Source organism: Caballeronia sp. M23-90 (assembly GCF_053574605.1).
Genome location: NZ_JBSIPA010000492.1, coordinates 1 through 4,780, shown reverse-complemented (window position 1 = coordinate 4,780; position 4,780 = coordinate 1). Strand labels below are relative to the sequence as shown.

Genomic DNA, 4,780 nt, shown 5'->3' with positions numbered 1-4,780 from the left:
CATGCGCACGGCTTCCAGCATGAATTCCTGCGTATATCGAGCTCTCGGATTACCCATCTTTCCTTCCTCCTTGCGTGAGTTTTACACACTCAGCAAGGGATCCATTTTTTGCGGGCAAGCTCAACCCAGAACAGCGGGGCGCAGCGTAACCAGAACACGCAGGCCTATCAGCAACAACGTCCATCAACACCCCCCGCTACGAGTTCGGGGCAACCGCGGCCGAATGCGCAAGCGGCACAACAGCAGCGGCCCAGTCAGCCGCAAGCGATTCCCAGAGGCAATACGCCAGTGCAATCGCGTCCGACTGCAGCTTCAACGGGCGGCTCGTATGGTCAGTTGAACCAGGACATGCAAAATCGACAGAGGGGCGCGACGCAAAGCCAACGCTTCGCGCAGCCGGCCGGCGGCGCCGGACGGGGCGAGGCCCGCGGCGGTGGATTCCGGCGCTAGAGACATGGCGCGAACAGACATGTTTTACTCGAACGGAACATCAGCATGACCGCGCGTGACGAACCCCTGATCTGGTTGCCTCACTGTTCCAGATTTCGCGTGCGCACCGCAAGGCTTACAAGCGTCGCGCTCAATATTGCCGCGCTCACGCGATCATGGAGAAAGCTTCGGTGACCCACCTCCTCGTAGCCTTTGCGGTGTTTATCTGCGTATTCGGGAGCGCAATGGTTGGTCTTCTATTGCGTCACCGTCTTCCTGAGAACCATCTCAGCGATGAATCGATGAGCGTCGTCAAGCTGGCAACCGGTCTGGTGGCCACGCTGGCAGCACTGGTGCTCGGATTGCTCGTTTCGTCGGCGAAAATCGCGTTCGATACCGAAAGCAGTGACCTTGTTCACAACGCCGCGAACGTCATAACGCTGGATCGCACGCTGGCAAACTACGGAACCGAGACACAGGACCTCCGCGTCATGCTCAAGCGCACCTATGCCGATTCCATCGACATCATTGCCTCAGGGAATTCGACTCAACTGGCCCGCCTGGGTAGCCCGGAAGCACTGCGCCGCACCGAGGATTTCCAGCACAAGCTCGAAGAATTAACGCCTAATGACGCGTCACAAAGCCGTCTTAAGGCTCGTGCCCTGGAACTTGTCGACACCATATTTGCAGCGCGCTGGCTGGCGCTGCTTCACGCCCACGCTTCGGTGCCGTCATCTCTGTTGATCATCCTGGTTTTTTGGCTTGCCGTCATCTTCGGAACCTTCGGGCTTTTCGCGCGGCGCAATGCAACGGTGGTAACGGCATTTGCGGTCTGTGCACTGTCGACCGCGGGCGCAATCTTCTTGATCGAAGAGCTTAGCACTCCGCTGGACGGCATAGCACGTGTGTCAGTTGCTCCGATGCGTGAAGCGCTCAGCCGGCTAGGCGAATAGCCACCACACCACGAGCGCATGATCAGTGGTTGAACCATCGATATTGAAGCGCAACTGTGATCGTCTGAAAATCGCCGCCGTTAGTCGTTGTAAGTCCACGCGACCATGCGAGCTTTCCGGACCAATGAGCTGAAAGTGGAAAGGACAAAGTCAGTCCGTAACGGATATTGCGTTGCAGATCATGGTCCGGAAGGCCATTGACGCTGGTTTGGCCGCCAAGGAAATAAGTAGCATCTGCAGCCAACCACAAACCCGGGCGCCACGTATAGCCAACGTGCCACTGAAAGACTGGTACCGGGTCCTGGCTGCGGTTCCGGTGACCGTAATAGTCGGCGTTATCTGTAAAGAACCAGACCCCCGCAGCACCTTCGACAAACCAGTTATTGAATGGGTGCGACACGCCGATCTCGGGTTTGAACGACCACCGGTTCGCCCCGACGTTGATCAAGCGTGTTGGCAAATACTGCCCCGAAGGGGCAATCACGCTCAGGCTTGCCCCAACGGTACTCCCGGGGCTGCGCTGCAAGAATTCCGCCGGGTCGAGTGCGGGACCGCCAATAAGATTCACGGCGAATCTGAAGCGCACATCTCCGGTCCCCGATCGATACACATGACCAGGCGCGCCCTCGACATTGCCCGTTACGCTCGCATTCGCGTAAGGAGCAAGGAAGGCGATGCTTGCGACGTGATCGAATAAACCAAAGCTGTGCGAATAGCCGAGTGAAAAGGTGTTGATGTCAGCATGAAGATCTGTCACCGGAAGCGACGGGTCAAACAAGATATCGCCCGTCGACCGGGCATAGGTCGCCACTACAAAATTGGTTCCGACAGGAACCGCTGAGTAACTGCGCGGCTCCAGTTCCTGTGCGGTTACGACCGACGACCACTCCATGAAAATGAATCCGCTCAGTAGTATCTGCAAATAGGTTTTTCGCGTCATTAAAGTAATTGCCAACGGTACGCGGACACTTTGCTCAGATCGATTGGCACGTTCGGTTGACCTTGCTCGGCTCGTCCGGTCTGATTGGCGATCGCTCCTCTCGCAAGCTCGCCATGATCATAGATGCGGTTGTTTCTGGCCGCTATCGGACCTTGGTCTCATAGCGCATCACGTCACCAGGCGATGTAGGACCAAGGTCCAATAGCGACCTTGCCTCTTTAGTACTAGCCTTGACCCTGGTGACGAGCTCGTCGACGGAAAGAATAAGGTGGTCGCGCTCGTGGCTGGCATCAGTACTGCGGGGCGTACAGCATCGGCTTGGCGATCAGGGGAAGGCAATGAAAACGCTTATAGCAATTATGTGCCTTGGCTTTTCCATACACGCATTTGCAGAGTGCACGACCACGGCAATGGGTCGGAAGGTATGTAACAACGGACAGGCAGCGGGCGGATACAACCCTAATCGCGGAACGGCGTGGACTGCGAACAAAAATCAGAACGGGGTTACAACCGCTCAGACCAGCAACGGCGGAAAGTCGAAATCCAGAAATGGCAAAGGCGTGTACACGAGTCCCTCTGGGAAAACCTGTGTTAGAACCGCGTCCAATCAGGGTTGTAACTGAAATTCCGTTTCGATAGGCCGACGCTTGGTCTCAGGCTGGATTCAACATGTTGAAGCCGCCTCGTGACTTGGATCCCCACCCGTATTACTTTCACCGAGATCATGATGACGAAGCGTCCGTTGAGTTTGGCTGTCGTAGCAGTGCTCCTCTTCTCACGCACGGCGTTCGCACAATTTCCTGTTGTGGATGCAGTCGCCGACAGGGTCATCCAAAAGTACCAGCAATCCTCCTGTGAGCAATTGTGGGCGGAGAAAGCCGAAACCCAGGGCCGCCCAAAGCCGCAACGCGAGCAGGAGGCCCTGCAGATGCTGCGAGGAAATCCTCAAATGCGTGCAGCATTCATCGATAAAGTCGCCGCCCCGGTGGCCAACAAGATGTTCGAGTGCGGCATGATGCCGTGAGCACGCCTCGGTAGTAGCAAGACGCTCGAACGACCAACGCCGAGACTGCCATGAGCCATTCGTACACCCAGATTTTCGTCGTTGCAGTGCTGGCGCTTTCGGTTCAGGCCGTCGGCGCGCAACAATCCCATCGCACATCGTCGAAGGCGCCGCCCGCTGCAAAAACAACAGATTTTCAGCCGGGTCTCGAGCCTCGGGCAATCGCGATACTGAAGGCATCAAGCGCTGTGCTCGCGTCGGCGCAATCCATGGCCTTCACCGCAGTTGTCTCCTACGAGAGTCCCAGTCGTTTGGGACCTCCTCTTGTCTACTCGACCCGGTCAGAAGTGATGGTACTTCGGCCGAACAAGCTGAAGGTCATCACAGTCGGCGACGGCCCGAGTTCCGAGTTCTACTACGATGGCAAGACGATGATGGCCTACGAGCCGGGGGAGAATCTCATTGCCTCCGCCGATGCTCCTACGACCATCGATGCGACATTGAAGACAGCCTACGACACCGCATCCATTTATTTTCCGTTTGCCGACGTGATCGTCGCGAACCCCTATGACGACGTTGCCAAGGGATTGAAGACGGCATTTTATGTCGGTCAATCGGGAGTCGTGGGCGATACGACCACGGACATCGTGGCCTATGTCACGGGCGATGTATTCGTGCAGATCTGGATTGGCCAGATTGACAATCTCCCTCGTCGAATCTATGCGATCTACCTGAACGATCCCGCCCGGTTGCGCCACGTACTCGAACTCTCCAACTGGGCTCTTGGTGCGGATTTCCCTTCAGACCCACTGGTGTCCAGCAATGACAATGGAGCCAGGCGCATTCCGTTTGAACGGCCGGAACCCATGGACCCGAGGCAAATGCGTCCTGCGCCAGAAAATGGAAAAGGAACCGGACCAGTCCAGTGAACGGCAGAGGTACTCATGAAATGTATTCTTATTCTCTTCGCCGGGCTCGGCACACTCGCGACGGCCTCGGGTCCGGCATGGGCCTGGTCACACGCTAATGCTTATGGCGGCAGTACATCCCACGCACCGGGGTCCGAGTCGATGACCCGCTCAGATGCAATGGGCGGCAGCGAAACGAGGACCTACGGCCAGGGAACGACCGCTACGGGACGTTACGGGGGAACGGCAAGTCATCAGGCGGGATCCAACCAGACGACTGCAACCAATCGATACGGTTCTACCGCAACGCACACTTACGGGCAGGGAACGAGCGCCCAGAACGCTTATGGCGGGTCGGCTTATCACGCGTCTGGATCGAGCTATACGAGTTACACCAGCGCATCGGGTACGACGGCCTACCACAGCCCATACTACGGCGCGAGGTACCCGGCCTACCATCCGCCGACAACGGTCAACGCGTATGGAGCCAGCTGCTATAACTGTGGTGGCTGGTCGACCGCAGGCGCCGCGGCAGCGGGCGCGGTGA

Annotated in this window: 4 protein-coding genes and 1 pseudogene; 4 read left to right on the top strand and 1 reads right to left on the bottom strand. The window is 57.4% G+C overall.

Annotated elements, in window-relative coordinates; all coding sequences use genetic code 11:
- Nucleotides 1-620: 620 nt before the first annotated feature.
- The gene (locus ACRXB1_RS30770) at nt 621-1,382 is read left to right on the top strand and encodes a bestrophin-like domain (protein ID WP_449494192.1); all 762 of its coding nucleotides are present in this window, start codon (nt 621-623) and stop codon (nt 1,380-1,382) included.
- 22 nt (nt 1,383-1,404) lie between these two features.
- Here the strand turns inward: ACRXB1_RS30770 and ACRXB1_RS30765 are convergent, their stop codons facing one another.
- Nucleotides 1,405-2,322 (bottom strand): transporter, encoded by a 918-nt coding sequence (locus ACRXB1_RS30765; RefSeq protein WP_449494191.1) that lies wholly within the window; start codon nt 2,320-2,322, stop codon nt 1,405-1,407.
- A gap of 685 nt (nt 2,323-3,007) precedes the next feature.
- Here ACRXB1_RS30765 and ACRXB1_RS30760 point away from each other — a divergent pair.
- The 3 genes and pseudogenes from ACRXB1_RS30760 to ACRXB1_RS30750 form a co-directional block, all read left to right on the top strand.
- Entirely contained in the window at nt 3,008-3,346 is a 339-nt protein-coding gene (locus ACRXB1_RS30760) for a hypothetical protein (protein WP_449494190.1), read from the top strand.
- Between the two features lie 50 nt (nt 3,347-3,396).
- Nucleotides 3,397-4,254 carry a DUF2092 domain-containing protein gene (locus ACRXB1_RS30755; RefSeq protein WP_449494189.1) on the top strand — a complete coding sequence of 286 codons (858 nt, stop codon included), beginning with the start codon at nt 3,397-3,399 and terminating at the stop codon, nt 4,252-4,254.
- Between the two features lie 15 nt (nt 4,255-4,269).
- A pseudogene (locus ACRXB1_RS30750) lies at nt 4,270-4,780 on the top strand (hypothetical protein); the annotation flags it as partial.